Raw genomic sequence first — 21581 nt, 5'->3', positions numbered from 1 at the left:
ATGACAGAATGAATTTTACTTTAACAGAAGAACAAGAAATGCTTAGAAAAATGGTTCGCGATTTTGCAAAGAATGAAGTGGAACCAACAGCTGCTGAAAGGGACGAGGAGGAACGCTTCGATCGTGAAATCTTCAATAAAATGGCAGAGCTTGGTTTAACGGGGATTCCATGGCCGGAGGAATATGGCGGTATCGGATCTGATTTCGTCAGCTATGTGATCGCAGTTGAAGAACTTTCCCGCGTCTGTGCTTCGACAGGGGTCACCCTTTCAGCGCATATTTCTTTAGCAAGCTGGCCGATCTACAAATTTGGAACAGAAGAACAGAAGAAAAAATATTTGACTCAACTCGCATCAGGAGAAGCGCTGGGAGCTTACGCTTTATCTGAGCCGGGAGCAGGAAGTGATGTTTCCTCCATGCGTACGCAGGCGAAACTTGATGGCGACCACTATGTGTTGAACGGAAGTAAGGTATGGATTACCAATGGCGGCGTCGCGGACATCTATGTTGTCTTTGCGAAAACAGATCCGAATGAGGGCAATCGTGGCATCAGCGCCTTTATCGTGGAGAAAGATACACCAGGATTCACCACAGGCAAGAAAGAGAAAAAGCTTGGAATTCGTTCGTCTCCAACGACAGAACTGATCTTCGAAGATTGCAAGATTCCTAAAGAAAACCTGCTCGGCGAAGAAGGAAAAGGATTTAAAGTGGCGATGATGACCCTTGATGGTGGTCGTAACGGCATTGCAGCACAGGCTGTTGGAATTGCGCAGGGGGCACTCGATGAATCCGTCAACTATGCTAAAGAGCGTGAACAGTTCGGCAAGCCGATCGCTCATCTACAGGGAATTTCTTTCAAGCTCGCTGATATGGCGACAGAAATTGAAGCTTCTCGTCTGCTTACTTACCAGGCCGCTTATTTAGAGTCTGAGGGACTGCCATATTCCAAGGCTTCTGCTATGGCCAAATTGTTTGCAGGAGACACAGCGATGAAAGTGACGACAGAAGCGGTCCAGGTCCACGGGGGTTATGGCTACACGAAAGATTACCCTGTCGAGCGTTACATGCGTGATGCGAAAATCACTCAAATCTATGAAGGAACACAAGAAATCCAAAGACTCGTTGTCGGCCGTATGGTCACCCAATAGAAGGTCTGTGTGATGCATCCACTGGCTGAACGAATCCAAAAGCAGGATATGAGGGCGTTGGCCCGAGCGATTACGTTGATCGAAAATGACGATGAAGAAAAACTCACGCTGATGAGCGATGTTTTTTCTATACAAAAACAGGCGCATTACATTGGCATTACAGGTTCACCGGGAGCGGGGAAAAGCTCGCTCATCAATCAACTGCTCACTTATTTAAGGCAGCAGGACCTTACAGTCGCTGTCATAGCGGTCGATCCTACCAGTCCATTCAGTGGAGGAGCACTGCTTGGCGATCGTACGAGGATGAACCAGCATTTTCTCGACCCCGGCATCTTTATACGAAGCATGGCGACAAGAGGAAGCCTCGGTGGTTTAGCACGGGCGACGAAAGACAGTATCCGTGTATGTGATGCTTACGGATTTGATGTGGTTCTCGTTGAAACGGTCGGTGTCGGTCAGTCCGAACTCGATATTATGAAGGTCGTTGACACGACAGGCCTGGTGCTGACCCCGAATAGTGGGGACGTCCTGCAAATTTTCAAAGCAGGGATTATGGAAATTGCCGATTTGTTCATCATCAACAAAGCAGACTTACCGGGAGTAAGAAAACTAAAATCCACACTAGAAGAATACATGATGATCGTGCAACCGGAAGGATGGGAACCGCCGATTGTTCAAACGATCTCGACCGAAGCGAAAGGGATGGCGGAACTCTACGAAAGTATGAAAAGCCACCGTGAGTTTTTGTATGAGACGAACAAAGGGGCGGAGCGTCGAAAACAGCAGCTCCAGCTGGAAGTGTACGATTTGATCCGGGAAGAAATTTGGCGGGAAGTCAAAGGTGAAATTGAAAAAGATACACAGAAGCTTGAAGCTTTTCAAAACCCGGATGCGGATCCATATGAACTGGCCAGGTCCTGGTTTCGTGAATGGGTAAGGAAGGGGGAGTGAGTTTGGCTGAAAAACAAGTACCTTCAACCATTAAAGATGAAGCACTCGTCTCCAAGCGTAGGAATCAGATGATCAAGGGCGCGGTCACTCTATTCATAGAAAAAGGGTTCCATAAGACGACGACCCGTGAAATTGCGAAGGCTTCCGGGTTCAGTATCGGAACCCTCTATGAATACATCCGAAAGAAAGAAGACGTCCTGTTCCTCGTCTGTGATTCCATTTATCAGCGAGTCAAAGAGCGGATGGAAGATGCAATCGATCCTCATCAGACGAGTGTACAAAGTTTGATTCATGCGATTCGCTCCTACTTTCAACTGATGGATGATATGCAGGATGAAGTCCTCGTCATGTATCAGGAAGTCAAGTCCCTGCCGCGCGATGCTCAGGATTACGTGTTGCAAAAGGAGCGCGATATGGTGGCGATGCTCGAACAAGTCATCGTCAACAGTCTTCCTGGAGAGCACCCGGATGAAGAAATCAAGCTGATCGCCAACAATATTTTTGTCCAGGGACAGATGTGGGGATTCCGCCGCTGGATTCTGCAGCGCACGTTCACGATCGAAAGCTACACCGATACGCAAATTCAATTGTTGTTGAAAGGTCTCGATAAAGAAGAAACACTTCAATAGAAAGGATGATCGGATATGGAACAACCGACAGTCTATAAGCCGAAAAACCCTGTCCGTTTCGTGACGGCCTCTAGCCTCTTTGACGGCCATGATGCATCGATCAATATTATGAGGCGGATTCTACAGGCGACAGGGGCAGAGGTCATTCACCTCGGCCATAACCGTTCCGTAGAGGAAGTGGTCAATGCGGCGATCCAGGAAGATGCCCAAGGGATCGCGATTTCATCGTACCAGGGAGGTCATGTGGAATACTTTAAGTACATGGTCGATCTGCTGGAACAGAAGGGCGCAGGCCACATCCGCGTTTACGGTGGAGGGGGAGGCGTCATCATCCCTCGTGAAATTAAAGAGCTTCATGAGTACGGGGTAGCACGCGTGTTTTCGCCAGAAGATGGTCGCACACTAGGCCTTCAGGGCATGATCAACTTGATGATTGAAGAGTGCGATTTCCTGCCACCTCTTGATGTGGAAAAAGGAGTGGAAGGCCTCTCATCCGGAGACCATCAATCCATTGCCCGTTTCATTACTTATGTAGAGAATACACCGAAGAAAGAAAGGGAAGCCGTTGCCGCATTTGAGAGCGCTGTTGAAAAAATACAGGAAAAAACGATTCCCGTTCTCGGCATTACAGGTACAGGGGGAGCGGGAAAGAGCTCACTTACCGATGAATTAATCCGCCGCTTCGTCAATGAAATTCCTGATAAAAAAATCGCGATCTTATCTGTGGATCCTACCAAAAAGAAAACAGGCGGGGCCTTACTTGGCGACCGCATCCGTATGAACGCCATTTTCAACCCACGTGTATACATGCGTTCTCTGGCAACCAGAGATGCCCGTTCCGAACTTTCCACAGCCGTTGAAGAAGCGATCCAAGTCGTTAAGGCGGCTGGTGTCGATTTCATCATCGTTGAAACGAGTGGAATCGGACAGGGGGATGCGGCGATCACCGATGTGACCGATTTATCGATGTATGTCATGACAGCGGAATTCGGTGCACCATCACAGCTTGAGAAGATCGATATGATTGACTTTGCTGATTTTATTGTCATCAATAAATTTGAACAAAAAGGATCAGAAGACGCTTTTAATCAAGTGAAAAAGCAGTACCAGCGCAGCCATATGCTTTTCCATGAAGACGACAGCAAGTTCCCGGTTTATGGGACAATTGCAAGCCAATTCAATGATCCTGGAACCAATACGCTGTTTGCGGCCATCATTGATCAGCTGAACGATAGATTTTCATGGCAGGATGAAACCTCATTTTCCGGTCTTGAAAAAGTAGAAAAGCAGAATGTTATCATTCCGAATGAGCGCAAGCAGTATTTGCGCGATCTTGCGCTAGCCGTCCGCAATTACCATAAAGAAACAGACGACCAGGCAGAAAAAGCGCGTAAACTCTATCAGCTGAAAGGTACGGCTGAGCTCGTGGAAGATGAAGCAACGAAAGAAAGTCTTCAGCGCTTAATCGAAGATTATGAACGTCATCTTTCTCGAGGTGCGAAAGAGAAGTTGGAGGACTGGGACGCCCTTCACGAACGATATAGTGGGGACACGTACACATTCAAAGTCCGTGATAAGGAAATTACGATGGATATCACGACGGAGAGCCTCAGCGGGACGAAGGTTCCAAAAGTCGCCCTTCCAAAATACAACGACTGGGGAGACCGTCTGACGTGGCTGTTACGTGAAAATGTTCCGGGTGCTTTTCCTTTTACCGCCGGTGTATTCCCGTTCAAGCGGAAAGGGGAAGATCCGAAGCGTCAGTTTGCGGGAGAAGGAACGCCTGAACGAACGAATCGTCGCTTCCATTACTTATCAGAAGGCGACGATGCAAAGCGTCTCAGTACCGCTTTCGATTCAGTCACCTTATATGGAGAAGACCCGGATGAAAGGCCGGATATTTACGGAAAGGTCGGGGAAAGTGGAGTCAATATATGTACGCTCGAAGATATGAAAAAGCTGTACGATGGATTTGATCTGGTTGACCCGTCCACATCCGTTTCTATGACCATCAACGGTCCGGCACCGATCATCCTTGCGATGTTCTTCAATACTGCCATCGATCAGCAGCTTGAAAAGTTCAAGGAAGAAAACGGCCGGGAGCCGAATGCCGAAGAAGCGGCTTCCATTAAAGCGAAGACAATTAATGTTGTCCGAGGTACCGTTCAGGCGGATATTTTAAAAGAAGATCAAGGACAGAACACATGTATCTTCTCTACAGAATTCGCGCTTCGCATGATGGGGGATATTCAGCAATACTTTATCGACAACGAAGTGCGTAATTATTATTCTGTGTCCATATCCGGCTATCATATCGCAGAAGCAGGAGCGAACCCGATCACCCAGCTTGCTTTTACACTCGCTAACGGATTCACCTATGTCGAGTACTACTTGAGCAGAGGAATGGACATCAACAAGTTTGCACCAAACCTGTCGTTCTTCTTCTCCAACGGTCTGGATCCGGAATATACCGTGCTTGGCCGTGTAGCCCGCCGCATCTGGGCCATCGTCATGCGTGATAAATACGGAGCGAACGAAAGAAGCCAGAAGTTGAAGTATCACATCCAAACGTCCGGCCGCTCCCTGCACGCTCAAGAAATTGACTTCAACGATATCCGTACAACCTTGCAGGCGCTGATTGCGATCCAGGATAACTGTAACTCTTTGCATACGAACTCCTACGACGAAGCGATTACGACGCCGACAGAGGAGTCTGTCCGAAGAGCGATGGCCATTCAGATGATCATCAGCAAAGAGTTCGGCCTGACGAAAAACGAAAACTCTCTCCAAGGATCCTATATCATCAGAGAGCTGACCGATCTCGTTGAAGAAGCGGTATTGCAGGAGTTTGAGCGCATCAATGACCGCGGAGGAGTTCTTGGTGCGATGGAACGCCAGTATCAACGAGGCAAAATCCAGGAAGAATCTCTGTATTATGAAGGGAAAAAGCATTCCGGGGAACTCCCGATCATTGGGGTGAATACGTACTTGAACCCGAATCCGCCTTCTGAAGAAGAGATCGACTCCATGGAACTGGCTCGTGCCTCTAAAGACGAAAAAGAGCACCAGATTACAGAATTGCGTCGCTTCCAAACTTCGAATGAAGGAGAGGCTGGGAAAGCGTTGGAGCGTCTGAAGCAAGTGGCTTCCAGCGGAGGAAACATCTTTGAAGAATTGATGGAAACTGTCAAAGTCGCAAGCCTCGGTCAAATTACGAACGCGCTTTATGAAGTAGGCGGGCAGTATAGAAGAAATATGTAGGCCGGACTAATAAATAGGTTCGAGTCGCTAATATAAGGATGAAACCTGATAATAAAAAATTAGCCCTCGCTAAAATGCTAGCGAGGGCCATTCTTTTAGTGACCTCCGACCTGATCATCGTCATGGGCCTGATTCACTTCGGTTACATAAGGTTTTTTCATTCCATACCATTCGTAAGTAAGGTTATACGTTTCGCCTTCTTTTAACAGCATCCATGTACTCGTATCTTTGACGTGGATTTTCTTGTCATCCACTTCTACAAAATACCCTTCATCATTATGAGTTTTGGATGTAATTTCTGCTTCTTCTTTATGTTCCTCATGGATCATACCGAAGCTTGTAAACAGCCAGATGCCTATGGCTAGAGCAGCTATAATGGTGGCTACCCAGTTAAAAGGATGATTTTGCACAGTACGTCTCTCCTTCTTTCGATCAATTCTACCTTTATTTTAAAATAAAATAGCTGGAACACCAACATTTATGTCTAACCTCTATTTTATATCGAAAGTTTAAATTCATGTAGGTTTGTCTAGAAAAGGTAAGGAAGACTCTATTTGATTTTTGTAAGGCCAAATCATATAATGGATGGTATGATTAAATGTGATTCGTATGCCCATGAGGTCACTTATTCTATTTTGTTTATATAAAGGAGTGCTGGACCGTGAGCTTAAAAGAAATGAGCCGAGAGCAAATTGAAGAAACTTCCATGATTGTACTGGCTACTAAAATCCTAGAAGAAGAACGAGAAGCGATTGACTTTAATGAAATCTTCAAGCGCATCGCAGACATGAAAGGTTTTACTGATGCACAGAGAGAACAATACATCGCCCAGTTCTATACGGACATGAATATCGACGGTCAATTCATGACAATCGGAACGAACCGTTGGGGATTGAAGAAGTGGTACCCTGTAGAGCAAATGGAAGAGGAGATTGCCAACCTTCCACAAAAACGTAAAAAGAAAAAGAAGAAGAAAAAGCCTTCCAAACTGCTTGAAGATGAGTTGGGTGTATCCGAATTCGATGATGCAGAAGAGGACGAGCTTGAAGATGATCTTGAGCTGACAGATGAAGATTTAGATCTTGATGACGACGATGACTTCGAAGGTGATTATGAAGATGATGACCTGGATGAAGAAGAGGAAGAAATCGTGGAAGATGACATCAGCTTCATTGGAGATGACGACGAAGAAGAAGATAAATAAGGTGGTTGACTTTTAAAAGTCAAATCAGTAGAATCTTATTTGGGCTCTTTAATTTCCTTAAACGAAATTTCCAAACGCTCCCCGAGAGAGGGGAGCGTTTTTTGTTTTTTATATACGAACACAAGAGGCGCCTTGGTTATGGCTAAGGCGCCTGTGCTTTTGTATCATTCAGCGTCCAACCTTCTTTTACAGGCATGAAGTCTCGCCATGGAGGTCTTCCTGGACGCTTATGCATTTATATAATTGCCCCTTATCAAATCGCAAGGATTAGTGAATAACTAAATAAGACAAATAGAGAAAGAGGGATTCAACGTGGCAACAAAATACATTTTCGTAACTGGCGGTGTCGTATCATCTTTAGGTAAAGGAATTACGGCAGCATCTTTAGGTCGTTTGTTAAAAAATCGAGGCATGAAGGTAACGATCCAAAAATTCGATCCTTACATCAACGTAGACCCGGGGACAATGAGTCCTTATCAACACGGGGAAGTTTTCGTAACGGATGATGGTGCGGAGACGGACCTTGACCTTGGTCACTACGAGCGTTTCATTGATATTAACCTGAATAAATTCAGCAACGTCACGACAGGAAAAGTTTATTCCAACGTCATTAAAAAAGAGCGTCGTGGTGATTATTTGGGAGGAACGGTCCAAGTCATCCCTCACATTACGAACGAAATCAAAGAACGTGTCTTCCGTGCTGGTCACGAAACGAACGCGGATGTCGTCATCACGGAAATCGGCGGCACGGTCGGGGACATTGAATCCCTTCCATTCCTTGAAGCCATTCGACAAATCAAGAGTGACATCGGCCGTGAGCATGTGATGTACCTGCATTGTACACTTGTTCCTTATTTGAACGCAGCAGGAGAAATGAAGACAAAGCCGACACAGCACAGTGTCAAGGAGCTTCGCTCACTAGGAATCCAGCCGGATGTCATCGTCCTTCGTACAGAAATGGCGATTTCTGAAGATATGAAAGAGAAAATCGCTCTGTTCTGTGACATTAATAAAGATGCCGTTATTGAAGCGCGAGATGCTGAGACGCTTTATAATGTACCAATCACTTTGCAGGAACAAAAGCTGGATGAGTTGACTTGTCAGCACTTCGGTTTAGATTTGCCACCGGCTGATATGACAGAGTGGAACAAATTGATTGACCAAGTGAAAAACCTTCAGCACAAAACAACCATTGCGCTTGTCGGTAAATATGTAGAGCTTCCGGATGCTTACATTTCCGTAGTAGAAGCATTGAAGCATGCCGGCTACAGCTACGACTCCGATGTAGACGTGAAATGGGTGAACTCTGAAAACCTGAACGCCCAGAATGTTGCAGATGAACTGCAGGGTGTAGACGGAATTCTTGTTCCTGGAGGTTTTGGTGACCGAGGAATTGAAGGTAAAATTGATGCGATTCGTTATGCGCGTGAAAACCATGTGCCTTTCCTTGGGATCTGCCTTGGTATGCAGTTGGCAACGGTCGAATTTGCCCGGAACGTCCTTGGTCTAAAAGGAGCGCACTCAGCAGAAATCGATCCTTCCACAGAGCACCCGATCATCGATCTTCTTCCGGAACAAAAAGAAGTGTCTGATCTTGGGGGTACTCTTCGTCTTGGTATCTATCCATCCCGCCTGCAGCCAGGCACGAAAGCGATGGAAGCTTACGGCGAAGAAGTTGTATATGAGCGTCACCGTCACCGCTTTGAATTTAACAACCATTACCGTGAACAAATGGAAGCGGCTGGATTCAAATTCTCAGGTACAAGCCCGGATGGCCGACTTGTTGAAATCGTCGAGGTGGAAGATCATCCTTGGTTCGTAGCCAGCCAGTTCCACCCAGAATTCAAATCACGCCCGACCCGCCCTCAGGAACTATTCCATGGCTTCGTCGGTGCAGCAATGAAAACCAATCAATAATAAATGAAAGAGAGCCGATGTCCCCTATAGGGATACCGGCTCTCTTTTTTTATTGAGTTCTTCAAGTGTATGGCAGGATTGTGTAAGACTCAGTTTCGAGATGTTTCCTGGGTTCGTTGCCTTCTTGGGCGTCAGGGGTGGCTGGGAAGCTACTCGCTTTCCTGTGGGGGAGTGGCGAGCTTCCTCGGACTTCGTCCTGTGGGATCTCGTCTATCTCCTTTCTCCCACGGGAGTCTCCCCGCAGCCCCATCCACTCAACAAAAGTCTCGAAACTGAGTCTTCAAGTAAAGGGAGCTTTAATGGAAGAAGAATGAATGACAGAAATTTTGACAAACAGAACGTACGTGCGCAGGAATATGGAATAACTGTATAGAAAGTAAAAGATAGAGATAGATAGTGATAGGAATTGGGATTAAAAAAATGAATAGAAGGGAAGGGAATAGGCATGGCAAATCGAATCCTTATCGTGGACGACCAGCCCGGCATACGCCTCCTATTAGAGGAGATTCTGAAAACAGAGGGCTACGAAACCATTGCTGCAAAAACAGGCCGGGAAGCATGTGACCTTGTGGAAGAACAGGAACTGGATCTCATCATTATGGATTATAATCTTCCCGTTATGCATGGCAAGGAAGTTTTGCTCTACTTAGAAGAAATGCATTTTGACTCACCCGTCATCATCATTACGGGGGCATCCAGAGAGTCGATTGAGAAGGAAGTGGAATTTCCTTTTGTAACAGATATCATAACTAAGCCATTTGACATCCATAAATTGAAAGAAATGGTTAATGGAACCCTTGTTCACAGCCGATCATGACTTTTTTCTTGATGTAAGCGCTATATAATTCTCCTGCTGTTGCACCATAGAAAGGGTATTGGTATTCTATTACTGTAACCAAACTTACATGGTGTGTTTTCGTATGGAAACAGACTTGTAAATACAATGCAGTACGCTAACTAAAGGAGGATTCTTTCATGCCACTAGTATCAATGAAAGAAATGCTAGAAAAAGCTAAGGAAGAACGCTACGGCGTAGGTCAGTTCAACCTTAATAACTTAGAATATGCTCAAGCGATTCTTCAGGCTGCTGAAGAAGAGCAGTCTCCAGTAATCCTGGGTGTATCTGAAGGTGCAGCACGTTACATGGGCGGCTTCAACGTTGTTGTCGACATGGTTAAAGCACTTATGAAGTCTTATGGTACAACGGTACCTGTTGCGATTCACTTGGACCATGGTTCAAGCTTTGAAAAATGTGCAGAAGCGATCCACGCTGGATTCACTTCTGTAATGATTGATGCTTCCCACGATCCACTTGAAGAAAATATTGCAGTTACCCGCAAAGTTGTTGAACTTGCACACATCCATGGTGTATCTGTTGAAGCAGAGCTTGGCCGTGTAGGTGGACAAGAAGACGACATCATCGTTGACGATGCGGAAGCAGCATACGCAATCCCTTCTGAGTGTAAGCAATTGGTCGACGAAACAAACGTTGACGTATTCGCACCAGCACTTGGTTCTGTACACGGACCTTACAAAGGTGAGCCGAACCTTGGCTTTGACCGCATGGAAGAAATCATGGGACTTGTTGACAAGCCACTTGTTCTTCACGGTGGTACAGGAATCCCAACAGCTGATATCAAGAAAGCTATTTCTTTCGGTACAGCTAAAATTAACGTAAACACGGAAAACCAAATGGCTCAAGGTAAAGCCGTACGCCAGATTCTTGCTGAACAGCCTGAACAGTACGACCCACGTAAATATCTTGGACCTGGTCGTGACGCGATCAAGGAAACGGTTATTGGTAAGATGCGTGAATTCGGATCTTCTCAAAAAGCGTAAAAAATAGTTTGAAGGAAGCCGCTACACTGTAGCGGTTTCCTTTTCATCATGTATGAAAACGCCATCATTCGACTTTTTTCATCAACTTGGAGCAATAAAATGAAGCGAAGAGGAGTGGGGATATGAAATTTTTCATTGATACGGCAAACATAGAAGATATTCGAGAAGCGAATGCATTGGGGCTCTTAGCGGGTGTAACGACAAACCCGAGCCTAGTAGCGAAAGAAGGAGTATCTTTTCATGATCGGCTGAAAGAAATCACGGATGAGGTCGATGGTTCTGTCAGTGCGGAGGTCATCTCTGAAGATGCGGAAGGGATGATTCAGGAAGGGAAGGACCTTGCTGCTATTGCCCCGAACATTACAGTAAAAGTGCCGATGACACTGGAAGGTCTGAAAGCGGTGAAAGCTTTCAGTGATTTGAATATCAAAACAAACGTAACCTTAATTTTCTCTGCCAATCAAGCGTTGATGGCTGCCCGTGCCGGTGCCTCCTACGTATCACCATTCCTTGGAAGGCTGGATGATATTGGCCATAATGGAATGGAACTGGTTGCACAGATCTCAGAGATCTTTGATCGCCATGCCATTGACACAGAAATCATTGCTGCCTCTGTCCGGCACCCCGTTCACGTAACCGAAGCGGCTATACACGGGGCCCATATTGCTACGATTCCTTTTAAAGTACTGAGTCAGATTGTTAAACACCCATTAACAGATCAGGGGATTGAAAAATTCTTGAATGACTGGAATAATCAAAAATAGTCGTGTGTTTTGGAAAATATTGCACATACTAAAATCATAATCTTCACCTTAAAGCGAGGAGTTTTACATGCATAAACTATTAGTGGAAGGCGGAAGACCATTACGTGGACAGGTACGGGTCAGCGGTGCTAAAAACAGTGCTGTCGCCTTGCTGCCAGCGGCAATTTTGGCAGAAAGCCCTGTGACAATTGAAGGTCTTCCGGACATTTCTGATGTCGGGATCTTGTCGGACTTGTTAGAAGAGATTGGTGGCTCGGTACGTAAAGACGGAAGAACCGTACATATCGATCCATCTGAAATGGTCGACATGCCCTTGCCGAATGGGAAAGTAAAAAAGCTTCGCGCTTCCTATTATTTTATGGGAGCGATGCTTGGCCGCTTTAACAAGGCTGTCATCGGATTACCAGGCGGCTGTCATTTAGGGCCTAGGCCGATTGATCAGCACATTAAAGGATTTGAAGCTCTTGGTGCCAAAGTGACTAATGAACAAGGTGCGATCTACCTTCGTGCCAGAGAACTGAAGGGTGCCCGTATTTATTTAGATGTCGTCAGTGTCGGAGCAACAATCAATATCATGCTTGCGGCCGTCCGTGCAAAAGGGAAGACGGTCATCGAGAATGCGGCGAAAGAACCAGAAATCATTGATGTGGCCACCCTTTTGACAAGTATGGGGGCTAAAATCAAAGGGGCAGGAACAGACGTCATTCGTATTGAAGGTGTGGATACACTGAAAGGGTGCCTTCACACGATTATCCCGGACCGGATTGAAGCAGGTACGTACACGATTATGGCCGCTGCTCAAGGTGAGGAGATGATCATCGACAACGTCATCCCGCAACACCTGGAGTCGCTCCTGGCTAAATTGAGAGAGATGGGAGTCACCATCGAGGAAAATGATGAGCAGCTGTATGTCAAACCAGGCAAAGACTTGAGAAGCGTCGATATCAAGACACTTGTTTATCCAGGTTTTCCGACAGATCTACAGCAGCCGTTTACTTCTTTACTCACACAGACTCAGGGCACAGGTGTCGTCACGGATACCATTTATCAGGCCCGTTTCAAGCATGTCGATGAATTGAGGCGTATGAATGCTTCAATCAAAGTCGAAGGCGGTTCCGCTATTGTGACAGGTCCTTCTAAGTTGCAAGGAGCGAAAGTGAAAGCGACAGACCTTCGTGCAGGGGCAGCTTTGGTCATAGCTGGGTTGATGGCTGAAGGTGTCACCGAGATTACAGGTGTCGACCACATTGAACGAGGATATGAAAACATTACGAACAAGCTGATCGATTTAGGTGCAAAAGTCTGGTATGAGGAGATGTCAGACGAAGAAATCGAGCAATTCCAAAATTCATAGGTTCATGATTTCCATGGGGAGATGAGGAAAAATCATTGAATGATTGGGGAGATCACCATGGAAAGAAGTCTATCGATGGAATTAGTAAGAGTCACCGAAGCAGCAGCATTATCATCTGCGCGTTGGATGGGAAGAGGAAAGAAAGAGGAAGCCGATGATGCGGCGACCTCGGCCATGCGCGATGTGTTCGATACGATCCCGATGAAAGGGACAGTCGTGATCGGAGAAGGGGAAATGGATGAAGCGCCTATGCTTTATATCGGTGAAAAGCTCGGCAACGGTTACGGAGCAAGAGTCGATGTCGCTGTCGATCCACTCGAAGGGACGAACATCGTAGCTCAAGGAACGTGGAATGCCCTTGCTGTCATAGCGATCGCTGATCATAAGCAGCTTTTGCATGCCCCTGACATGTATATGAACAAAATAGCCGTCGGCCCGGAGGCTGTAGGGAAAGTGGATATCAATGCCTCCATTGCAGAAAATCTGCAAGCCGTTGCTGAGGCGAAGAAGAAAGATGTGGAAGATGTCGTTGCCGTCGTTTTGAATCGCGAACGCCACCAGGGGATCATTGAGGAGATCCGCGAGGCGGGCGCAAGAATCAAGCTGATCCCTGACGGTGATGTCGCCGCAGCTATCAATACAGCCTTTGATCATACAGGTGTAGATATTCTGTTTGGCATCGGCGGCGCTCCGGAGGGAGTGCTCGCAGCTGTCGGTCTAAAATGCCTGGGAGGCGAAATCCAAGGCAAGCTTCTTCCCGCCAATGATGAGGAACGTCTCCGTTGTGAACAAATGGGGATTGAAGATGTCGACAAAGTCCTTTACATGGAAGATTTTTGTGGAGGGGATGATGCCATCTTCGCAGCCACCGGTGTCACCGACGGAGAACTTCTCAAAGGCGTCCAGTTTAAAGGTCAAAAAGCAACCACGCAAACGTTAGTCATGAGGGCGAAATCAGGAACCGTCCGTTTTATCGACGGAGACCACAGCCTGAAGAAAAAGCCAAACCTAGTCATGAAACCATAAAGAAAACATCCTTCATCAAAGAGAGAGGAAGCTGTGGTCAAACCAGCTTCCTCTTCATCTACAAAAGCCCACCTTCAAAAAACATTTCATAAAATAGCATTGAAACTGTAGAAAGACAGGAGTACAATAAAGGTTGTTTGATTAGGATAGAAGATAACGACACCCGTCTCCTTATGCTTCTATTTTCCGACTTCACTTAACTTCTTCTCATTCTTCTAACAAAAAGTTCTGCTGTAGGATAAGATCCTTTGTTAGGAAGCAGATCTTCTATTAAAGCAGGACCTTTCAATAAATCCTTTAGAGAAGTTACAAATTTATATGTAAAAAGAATGTCATGCCCCGGATTTTCACCTTCCACCTTTAGGAGTGTGAAATACATGGCGCCCCATAAAAACTTTTGCGGGGTCGTCTGCATGGCTCGAAAATAAAGAAAAACTAATAAAAAGTGGTGATCACGTGGCGGATTTAACAATCTCCAATTTAGAAACAATGACATTGAAAGGGCTTTATGCGAAAGCTAGACAATATAAAGTCTCTTACTATGCAAAACTGACAAAACGGGAATTGATCTTTGCGATTTTAAAAGCACAGGCTGAAAAAGATGGTTTCCTTTTCATGGACGGGATTCTTGAAATTATACCTTCAGAAGGATTCGGATTTTTAAGACCGATTAACTATTCTCCAAGTGCAGAGGATATTTACATTTCGGCCTCGCAAATCCGTCGTTTCGACTTAAGAAATGGGGACAAGGTTTCTGGTAAGGTACGGCCACCGAAAGAAAATGAACGTTATTACGGTCTTCTACACGTCGATGCCGTAAACGGGGAGGACCCAGACTCTGCAAAGGAAAGAGTACACTTCCCTGCATTGACCCCATTGTATCCGGATCGTCAAATGAAGCTTGAAACGGAGACGAAAAAGCTATCGACACGAATCATGGATTTGATGTCGCCCGTTGGTTACGGTCAGCGTGGTCTGATTGTCGCTCCACCAAAAGCAGGAAAGACGATGCTTTTAAAACAAATGGCCAACAGCATCTCTACGAATCACCCCGACGCGAAGCTCATTATTTTGCTTGTTGATGAACGCCCGGAAGAGGTGACAGATATCGAGCGCTCGGTAGCACCGGATGTGGATGTTGTAAGCTCCACGTTCGATGAAGTTCCTGAAAACCACATCAAGGTTTCTGAACTGGTATTGGAAAGAGCGATGCGTCTCGTTGAGCATAAACGCGATGTCATTGTTCTCATGGACAGCATCACCCGTTTAGCCCGTGCGTATAACCTGGTTATCCCACCAAGCGGACGTACATTGTCAGGAGGAATTGACCCAGCTGCCTTCCACCGTCCAAAACGATTCTTTGGTGCTGCTCGTAATATTGAAGAGGGAGGAAGCTTGACAATTCTTGCCACTGCTCTTGTAGATACAGGTTCGCGCATGGATGACGTCATTTATGAGGAATTTAAGGGGACAGGAAACATGGAGCTGCATCTTGATCGCAGTCTTGCGGAGCGTCGGATCTTCCCTGCGATTGATATTCTTCGTTCAGGAACAAGAAAAGAAGAATTGCTTCTGCCTCAGACCCATTTGGATAAAATCTGGGCCATCCGGAAGTCGATGTCTGATTCGCAGGACTTCACGGACAGGTTCCTGCGTCGCTTGAGAGCATCGAAAAATAATGATGAATTTTTCGATCTCATGGATAAAGATATGAAAGGGAAAGCAACAGCTACCCGCCGTTAAAAAGATTTTATGGTAAGATCGATTGTCTGTTTCTTGAAACTGGATGTTGCATCAGGGGGGAGCCCCTGTTATAATCATTCTATGTGAGTTTCAGTACAAGGTGTTATCACGAACCTTCGACGGCTCTTACAATAACTCTGTTTCCAAAGGACTCAGGGCAAAAAGGAGTGGAAGAACATGAAAGCAGGAATTCATCCAGAATACCGTAAAGTTGTATTCCTAGACACAAGTTCTAATTTCAAGTTTCTAACAGGGTCTACTAAGTACTCTGAAGAAACAATCGAGTGGGAAGATGGAAACACATATCCATTGATCCGCGTAGAGATTAGTTCTGCGTCTCACCCGTTCTACACAGGTAAGCAGAAAGCTGACAAAGCTGGCGGCCGTGTGGATCGCTTCAAGAAGAAATATAACCTTTCATAATTATGATACCCTCTCTTTAGGGAGGGGCTTCATCATTTTGAACAAAAACAGGCAAATTGTCTCAGATGTTTGCCTGTTTTTTTGTCAAAAAATAGGGGTATGAAAGCCTTTGTTACAAAGGAACTGAATGATACTCTTTAAAGGACTTATCAATAAGGGGAGCTGTCCTTGGTGATTAAAGCCGCCGTTCGATTGGCGCCATCAAGGAAGCTCTTTTTTGTTGAAATAAAGGGGAGGATACCGGATGATCCCCCCATATGTGAAGCTTGATTGAGTGAGAAGGGAGCGACAGTAGACGTGTATGTAATGAAACAAAGTGGGTGGGTTGAACTCATCTGCGGAAGTATGTTCAGCGGGAAATCAGAGGAGTTGATCCGTCGTGTCAGGCGTGCGACATTCGGTAATTTGACCGTCCGCGTTTATAAACCTGCGATTGATGACCGGTACAAAGAAGATGCGGTTGTATCACATAATGGCACTTCTGTGATGGCTCGTCCTGTAAAAAGCTCGCTGGATATCCTTCAGCATGTGACGGATGAAGTGGATGTCGTAGGAATCGATGAATTGCAGTTTTTTGACGAGCATATTGTAGAGGTCGTGGAGTGTTTGGCAGACAAAGGCATACGCGTCATCGTCGCTGGACTGGATACCGACTTCAGAGGGGAACCTTTTGGTAAAATGCCCGAAATGATGGCACTGAGTGAGAGTGTTACAAAGTTAAACGCCATCTGCCCTGTTTGTGGTTCACCGGCCAGCCGTACTCAACGCTTGATCGATGGGGCGCCCGCTTCCTATGACGATCCAATCATCTTAGTCGGCGCATCGGAATCATACGAACCGCGTTGCCGCCATCATCACGAAGTACCGAATAAGCCCAGGCAACAGGAAGTGAAAAAGGTTTACGCTGAAAAAACAACATAAACCACTACTCAGACAGCTGATCTCAGCTGTCTTTTTCTTTTTCACTATTCTAAATAGAAGCTCCCGTTTGTTGAAGACTCAGTTGCGAGATGCTTTCGGGTTTCGTTTGCCATAATGGGATTTAGGGGTGGCTGGGAAGCTACTCGCTTTCCTGTGGGGGAGCGCCGAGCTTCCTCGGACTGCGTCCTGCGGGATCTCGCCTATCTCCTTCTCCCACGGGAGTCTCGCAGCTTCCCAACCACCCCAATCAATGTATGTGAGAAACGAAGCCCTTTACCAAGTTGGGTTGTCTTCCGTTATCCCGATTGTTAAAGACATAAAACGCTCAGTATCAAGATTTCAGAATTCTAATACCTGAGCATAGGAGTTTTATCCTTATACTCCCATCAAACTAAATAGCTGTTTTTTAGGGAAGTGGTTTCGAGACGGCGCTATAGAAAAAGGGGCGGAGGGGAATGGCGAGACTCCTGCGGGAAAAAAGTGCATGGTGAGACCCCACAGGACGCAGTCCGAGGAGGCTCACCGCGCTCCCGCGGAAAGCGAGCTATTCCCCGCAGCCCCCATCCACTCAACAAAAGTCTCGAAACTGAGTCTTCCCACAATCCTGCCAGTTAGTGGAATGAATGTGCTGTCTTATTTACTCGATGTGCTCGGTTCCGTTTAAAAAACGGTGTTATGTGATACTTTAAGTGTAGATAAATGTTTGGTCTGGGGGGATAAGGGTGGATAAGCGATCCATTCAATCAGAAATGTCGAGCTATATTGGTAAGCTGTTACGTGACCACTTTGGAAAAGGACCCTCTTCTGTGTTCGTTTCCATTGAAGGTAAATTCCTCACCATTTACTTAAAAGATTTTCTTGCCCCAATGGAACGGGTATTAGTAGGTCAGAAAAATGATAAAAAAGTGGAAGAAACGCGTGACCTCATGATGAGAGAATTGATTCCTGATATAAAAGCAACGTTTCGCGCCAGTGCGGGAATATATGTCGACAATCTGTATTACGACTGGTCTCTGTCAAGACAAACCGGTGTAATCATCGGAGTGATTACCGCGGATAACCCTGAAGACGATGACGGATTGAAATCTTATGAACACAAAGACGCTGTACATGAAGAAGTGGAAAAACTGAGCAGGAAAGCAGAAAAAACACCTGCTTCTATTCGGTCATTTCTGCTGAATGAACGGACACTACTGATTGAGCGAAATGGAATATTGGTGGCCATTGAAAAGGAAATGATCAACGCAGGATATGAGCAGCCCTTGAAAATTTCCAAACGGAGGCTGGAAAAACGGCTTTTAAATCATGCCTCTTTCGAAACAATTCTCGGCGCAAGCGTAGAAGATGTCTTTGTAGATTGGGATTTCAATAAGGACCGAAGTTATATGGTTCTGATCTTGAAACCATAAAGAGGGGGATGTAGAATGGTCGGCGAAAAAAATACCAAGCTGCTGGAAAAAACACTTTTGCTTGAAGAATGCATGAATGCTTATAAGTATGCCGTGGAAACTGTCCAAAAAAACAGCCTGCTTATGGATGAAATGGCTGCTTCATGTGCAGAGGTTTGCAGGGAGGCAGCAGAAGAGTGTTTAACTCTAGGGGAAAGGGAAAATGACAGAGTCTATCTTATGTGTTTAGAGTATGTCCGCTTATGTGAAGAGCTTGAAAGCTCCCAAAGGTTTCCGCAGCAAAAGGATATGAAAAAATCAGTGTAAGAGACCTGTTTTCATATGATCAATTCTGTACTATAATAGTACTTGGGATGAAACGGAGATGTTTGATCCTTACACGTGCTTAACCATTGAACGAAGATAACATTTTTATATAGTATTCGGTATCATTGATCTGGACAATAGAGCTAGACAAAAGCCGAAAAGTATCTTTCTTTCCACAAGTGGATACTTTTCGGCTTTTTTGTGTTTTCCGAGCTGATTATGCTCAACGAAAGGAGTATGCGCTCTGTATCGTATAGTTGGATTAGATAGCGACCGCATCGTTATCGAATTTAGGAAAGATAACAAGGACTTGGTCTTTGAAAATTATTCCGAGGCTGAAGAGTACTTGAAAAAAATTAAAGAGGAAGACATCATTCCAAAGAAATATCACTTACTCATCCAAGAGTAACCACCCAAACCAAGCGGCCCCACCCGCTTGGTTTTTTTACGCGTCATTCACTAACGCTCCCTTTACTTGAAGACTCAGTTTCGAGACTTTTGTTGAGTGGATGGGGCTGCAGGGAATAGCTCGCTTTCCGCGGGAGCGCGGTGAGCCTCCTCGGACTGCGTCCTGTGGGGTCTCACCCTGCACTTTTTTCCCGCAGGAGTCTCGCCATTCCCCTCCGCCTCTTTACCTTGGAAGATTCTCGAAACCACTACTAAAAGGTCAGCTCGTATGATTATGGGAAGTGGATCATAGCAGACCTCCATAATACTTAAAAGCTTGATTCAGAACGCTTTAAACCTCTAACAGCTGGATAGTGGAAGACCCTCCAAATTGGTACAAGGGTTCGTTTCTCCCTTAAATCAAAAGGGGTGGCTGGAAAGCGAGTAGCTTCCCAGCCACCTCTGACGCCCAACAAGGCAACGAACCCTGGAAACATCTCGAAACTGAGTCTTCCACAATCCTGCCATTATGTTGAATAACGAATGGAGCATAAGTGGAGTGGTTTCGGAGACAATAACGGTAAAAAGAGAAGAGGTGCAAGAGATGAGACGATTTTTACTAATGGCAGGTATGGCTGTCTTTTTGTTAAGTGCGTGCGGGTTGCAGGGAGATAAATACCAAGGCATGACGAGCCGGGATGACGTAGAGAACATGGGCTACAATAATGAAGTGACTCGCGGACAGGAGAGCCCACGTTCCATGAATAAAGTCGGCCATACGTGGGGGCTCAAACAGGATAGGGAGAATATGAAAGCAGCAGCCCAGCAGCTTTCCGGGGTCGAAGTAAAGAGGGTTACGCTTGAGGCTAATCAGGCATGGGTGACGGTCCACATCGAAGGGGATGAGGATCTTTCCAAAGAAGAGAGAGCTGATTGGAAAAATCAAATCCAAGAAGCTGTTTACCAGGCTGTCCCCCGTTATGACATTCACGTGAAGATCAAATAACTTTTCCGGATGGTCTGTCCAACCGTTAGATGGGGGAATGACTTAGTTCCTGCGGGAGAACCGCGGAAGAAAGTTGTTTCCCTTTTCCTACTCTATGGAAAAGCTGGGGGGACCGAATCAAATTCCGTGAGATCATCTTTGCTGAGGAAGGGGTCGAGCGGTTGTAACCATGACCTCTCTATAATATAATTAGAATGTTATGGAGAAAGAGGTGCATACCATTGATCGAACGTTTACAAACATTAGAAGATCGTTATGAAAAGTTGAACGAATTACTTAGTGATCCTGAAATTATTTCTGATACCAATAAACTACGTGAGTATTCCAAAGAACAATCTGGACTGCAGGAAACAGTTGCGGCTTATCGTGAGTATAAAGAAGTGACAGAGCAGCTGGATGATGCCAAAGCCATGCTTGATGACAAAATGGATGCGGATATGGTGGAAATGGTCAAAGAAGAAATTCATGAACTGTCCACCCGCAAACAAGACCTTGAAGAACGCTTAAAAGTTCTCATGCTGCCGAAAGACCCGAACGATGATAAAAACGTCATCATGGAAGTGCGTGGCGCAGCAGGTGGAGATGAAGCCGCTCTATTTGCGGGTGATTTGTACCGTATGTACGCACGCTATGCAGAGGCCCAAGGGTGGAAAACGGAAGTCATTGAAGCGAATGCAAGTGATGTTGGTGGTTACAAGGAAATCATCTTTATGGTGTCTGGAAACATGGCTTATTCCAAGCTGAAGTTCGAAAACGGCGCTCACCGCGTCCAGCGTGTACCTGAAACGGAATCAGGTGGGCGTATTCATACTTCTACAGCGACTGTCGTTGTCATGCCTGAAGCGGAAGAAGTCGAAGTCGAGCTGCACGATAAGGATATTCGTGTTGATACCTTCGCTTCAAGTGGACCGGGAGGACAGAGTGTTAACACCACCATGTCTGCTGTACGTCTGACTCACGAACCTACGGGAACCGTTGTATCGTGTCAGGACGAAAAATCACAAATCAAGAACAAAGAGAAAGCGATGAAAGTTCTTCGTGCTCGTGTTTATGATAAGTTTCAGCAGGAAGCTCAGGCAGAATACGACGAAAACCGTAAGTCAGCTGTAGGTACGGGAGACCGCTCCGAGCGAATCCGTACGTATAACTTCCCGCAAACACGTGTGACGGATCACCGGATCGGTTTGACGTTACAGAAGCTTGATCAGATTCTCCAGGGAAATATGGATGAGATCATTGATGCTCTGTTGATTGAAGAGCAAACGAAAAAAATGGAGCAGATTGGTGAATAGT

The 21581-nt window shown here is 45.8% G+C and carries 19 protein-coding genes; 18 read left to right on the top strand and 1 reads right to left on the bottom strand.

Annotated elements, in window-relative coordinates:
- Positions 1 to 8: 8 nt before the first annotated feature.
- From K2225_RS09385 to icmF, 4 genes are read left to right on the top strand one after another with little or no spacing between them, the layout of a single operon-like run.
- Positions 9 to 1148: an acyl-CoA dehydrogenase gene (locus K2225_RS09385; RefSeq protein WP_146817659.1), complete on the top strand. Its 1140-nt coding sequence runs from the start codon at positions 9 to 11 to the stop codon at positions 1146 to 1148.
- A 12-nt stretch (positions 1149 to 1160) separates the two neighbouring features.
- Positions 1161 to 2099 (top strand): methylmalonyl Co-A mutase-associated GTPase MeaB, encoded by a 939-nt coding sequence (meaB, locus tag K2225_RS09380; RefSeq protein WP_146817657.1) that lies wholly within the window; start codon positions 1161 to 1163, stop codon positions 2097 to 2099.
- Positions 2100 to 2101: 2 nt separating this feature from the next.
- Positions 2102 to 2728 carry a TetR/AcrR family transcriptional regulator gene (locus tag K2225_RS09375; protein WP_220584495.1) on the top strand — a complete coding sequence of 209 codons (627 nt, stop codon included), beginning with the start codon at positions 2102 to 2104 and terminating at the stop codon, positions 2726 to 2728.
- A 15-nt stretch (positions 2729 to 2743) separates the two neighbouring features.
- Entirely contained in the window at positions 2744 to 5989 is a 3246-nt protein-coding gene (gene icmF / locus K2225_RS09370) for a fused isobutyryl-CoA mutase/GTPase IcmF (RefSeq protein ID WP_220584494.1), read from the top strand.
- Between the two features lie 95 nt (positions 5990 to 6084).
- Here icmF and K2225_RS09365 read toward each other — a convergent pair whose 3' ends face one another.
- Positions 6085 to 6399 carry a hypothetical protein gene (locus K2225_RS09365; protein WP_220584493.1) on the bottom strand — a complete coding sequence of 105 codons (315 nt, stop codon included), beginning with the start codon at positions 6397 to 6399 and terminating at the stop codon, positions 6085 to 6087.
- 251 nt (positions 6400 to 6650) lie between these two features.
- On the opposite strand from K2225_RS09365, the gene rpoE reads away from it, so the two are divergent.
- From rpoE to prfA, 14 genes are all read left to right on the top strand, one after another.
- Entirely contained in the window at positions 6651 to 7193 is a 543-nt protein-coding gene (rpoE, locus tag K2225_RS09360; protein WP_220584492.1) for a DNA-directed RNA polymerase subunit delta, read from the top strand.
- Between the two features lie 312 nt (positions 7194 to 7505).
- Positions 7506 to 9110, top strand: a complete 1605-nt coding sequence (locus tag K2225_RS09355; protein ID WP_220584491.1) for a CTP synthase — start codon at positions 7506 to 7508, stop codon at positions 9108 to 9110.
- A gap of 445 nt (positions 9111 to 9555) precedes the next feature.
- Positions 9556 to 9927 (top strand): response regulator, encoded by a 372-nt coding sequence (locus tag K2225_RS09350; RefSeq protein ID WP_220584490.1) that lies wholly within the window; start codon positions 9556 to 9558, stop codon positions 9925 to 9927.
- 158 nt (positions 9928 to 10085) lie between these two features.
- Positions 10086 to 10949, top strand: coding sequence for a class II fructose-1,6-bisphosphate aldolase (gene fba, locus K2225_RS09345; RefSeq protein WP_146817642.1), 864 nt, complete (start codon positions 10086 to 10088; stop codon positions 10947 to 10949).
- Positions 10950 to 11071: 122 nt separating this feature from the next.
- Entirely contained in the window at positions 11072 to 11713 is a 642-nt protein-coding gene (fsa, locus tag K2225_RS09340; protein WP_220584489.1) for a fructose-6-phosphate aldolase, read from the top strand.
- A 67-nt stretch (positions 11714 to 11780) separates the two neighbouring features.
- Positions 11781 to 13067, top strand: a complete 1287-nt coding sequence (locus K2225_RS09335; RefSeq protein ID WP_146817638.1) for a UDP-N-acetylglucosamine 1-carboxyvinyltransferase — start codon at positions 11781 to 11783, stop codon at positions 13065 to 13067.
- Between the two features lie 57 nt (positions 13068 to 13124).
- The gene (gene glpX / locus K2225_RS09330; RefSeq protein WP_089654857.1) at positions 13125 to 14093 is read left to right on the top strand and encodes a class II fructose-bisphosphatase; all 969 of its coding nucleotides are present in this window, start codon (positions 13125 to 13127) and stop codon (positions 14091 to 14093) included.
- 456 nt (positions 14094 to 14549) lie between these two features.
- Entirely contained in the window at positions 14550 to 15836 is a 1287-nt protein-coding gene (gene rho, locus K2225_RS09325; RefSeq protein WP_220584488.1) for a transcription termination factor Rho, read from the top strand.
- A 177-nt stretch (positions 15837 to 16013) separates the two neighbouring features.
- A complete protein-coding gene (locus K2225_RS09320) occupies positions 16014 to 16259 on the top strand; it encodes a type B 50S ribosomal protein L31 (RefSeq protein ID WP_220584487.1) in 246 nt (81 codons plus the stop codon).
- A 297-nt stretch (positions 16260 to 16556) separates the two neighbouring features.
- On the top strand, positions 16557 to 17180 hold the full coding sequence (locus K2225_RS09315; RefSeq protein ID WP_220584911.1) for a thymidine kinase: 624 nt from the start codon (positions 16557 to 16559) through the stop codon (positions 17178 to 17180).
- Positions 17181 to 17902: 722 nt separating this feature from the next.
- A complete protein-coding gene (locus K2225_RS20195) occupies positions 17903 to 18589 on the top strand; it encodes a Na-translocating system protein MpsC family protein (protein WP_220584486.1) in 687 nt (228 codons plus the stop codon).
- Between the two features lie 15 nt (positions 18590 to 18604).
- Entirely contained in the window at positions 18605 to 18895 is a 291-nt protein-coding gene (locus K2225_RS09305; RefSeq protein WP_220584485.1) for a four-helix bundle copper-binding protein, read from the top strand.
- Positions 18896 to 19886: 991 nt separating this feature from the next.
- The gene (locus tag K2225_RS09300; RefSeq protein WP_220584484.1) at positions 19887 to 20288 is read left to right on the top strand and encodes an LptM family lipoprotein; all 402 of its coding nucleotides are present in this window, start codon (positions 19887 to 19889) and stop codon (positions 20286 to 20288) included.
- Between the two features lie 221 nt (positions 20289 to 20509).
- Complete coding sequence (prfA, locus tag K2225_RS09295; protein WP_220584483.1) at positions 20510 to 21580, top strand: peptide chain release factor 1; 1071 nt, start codon at positions 20510 to 20512, stop codon at positions 21578 to 21580.
- Position 21581 lies beyond the last annotated feature (1 nt).

The organism is Halobacillus sp. Nhm2S1 (assembly GCF_019599545.1).
Lineage (GTDB): Bacteria > Bacillota > Bacilli > Bacillales > Halobacillaceae > Halobacillus.
Note: the sequence above shows the minus strand (reverse complement) of the source record. Positions and strands in the feature narration are given on the sequence as shown.